Genomic DNA, 1,409 nt, shown 5'->3' with positions numbered 1-1,409 from the left:
CCCCGGCCTCGGCCAGCGCGCGGGCGCACGCCGAGCCGAGCCCCCCGGCGCCGCCCGTGACGAGCGCCGTCCGCCCGCTCAGGTCGATCGTGACAGCCATCCCCGATGGACCTCATTAGGTCAAACGATTGACCTGACCATAACCCGATCCCCGCAAACCGGACAAGAGGGAGATCAGTCCCGCACGGGCCAGCCGAGCTCCTCGTAGAAGGCGTCGCGGGCTCGCTCGAACGAGGCGCGGTCCAGCACGGCGCCCTGGTGAGGCCCCTCGGTGATGGGCTCGTCGTGCATCCGGGCGGGCAGCTCGTCGGGGCCGCCGCCCTCGCGGGCCGCGTACGCGCGCAACGCGTCGAGCCGCGCCTGGCCGGCAGCCAGCAGGTCGTCCAGGGTGAACTCGTCCCCGTGGACGGCGGTGACCAGGGCGGTCAGGTGGTCGACGGTCAGCGGGCGGGTGGGGGAGGAGGCGAAGACGCACAGGTTCAGCGCGTCGAGCCCGCTCCACAGCCGCAGCAGCCGGGCGGTGCGCCGTCCCCGCTCGGCGTCGAGCTCGGCGACCGGGGCGGGTTCCACCCCGATCCGGCCGGCCTCGCCGAAGCTGTACGCCAGCCCGGCGACGGGGTCGAAGTCGAGGTCGTGCTCCAGCGCGTCGTAGCGCGGCCCGCCCGGGGCGATCGCGTACCCGAGCCCGATGCCGGGCTGGACGCGGGGGTCGAAGCAGGGCAGCTCGGCGCCCTTGACGGTCATCGCGTACGGGGCGGCACCGGGACCGAGCTTGGCGGCCGCCCGCGCCGCGCCCTCGGCGAGCAGGTCGCCCACGGCGCCGGTACGTGTCGCGACGTCCCTGATGAGCCCGGGCAAGGCCGCCGCGTCACCGAACGCGGGCCCGCCGGGCAGCAGGCCGTGCTCGGCGCACTCCATGGCGAACGCCAGCGTCCCGCCGAGGGAGACCGGGTCGAGGCCGAGGTCGTTGCAGAGGGCGTTCGCGCCGAGCACGGCGTCGAGGTCGTCGATCCCGAGGTTCCACCCGAGCGAGAGGAACGCCTCCTGCCCGAGCCCCCCCGACCTCCGCTCCGCGGTGCCCGGGGGCGCGTACACCTTGAGGCAGTCGTTCGGGCAGCCGGGGCAGGCGCCGGTGGTCGCCACCGCCCGTCCGTCGTAGTCCCGCATCTCGGGGACCCGCAGCCCGGCCGCGCCGGACACCGAGAAGTTCCGCACCGAGGCGTACCCGGGGGCGGGCGGCTCTCCGACCCATCCGGCGAACCCCGGCAGCCCCGCCTGGAGCGCCGCGAGCGGGTTCGTGGCCAGTGAGTCCCGGTAGTAGGCGGCGATCCGGGCGACCGCCTCGGGGCCGGCCACCTCCGCGGGCGCGTCGCCCACGCACACGATGGCCTTGAGGTTCTTGGCCCCGA

At 75.5% G+C, this 1,409-nt stretch carries 1 protein-coding gene; it reads right to left on the bottom strand.

Going from position 1 to position 1,409, the window contains the following annotated elements:
• Positions 1-174 precede the first annotated feature (174 nt).
• Positions 175-1,409, bottom strand: a 1,235-nt coding sequence (locus AB0J09_RS64720; protein ID WP_360714419.1) for an aldehyde ferredoxin oxidoreductase C-terminal domain-containing protein, incomplete at its 5' end; no start/stop codon positions are given.

The organism is Nonomuraea sp. NPDC049784, assembly GCF_040659615.1.
Lineage (GTDB): Bacteria > Actinomycetota > Actinomycetes > Streptosporangiales > Streptosporangiaceae > Nonomuraea.
The sequence above is the reverse complement of the archived record's forward strand: the minus strand, read 5'-3'. Positions and strand labels throughout refer to the sequence as shown.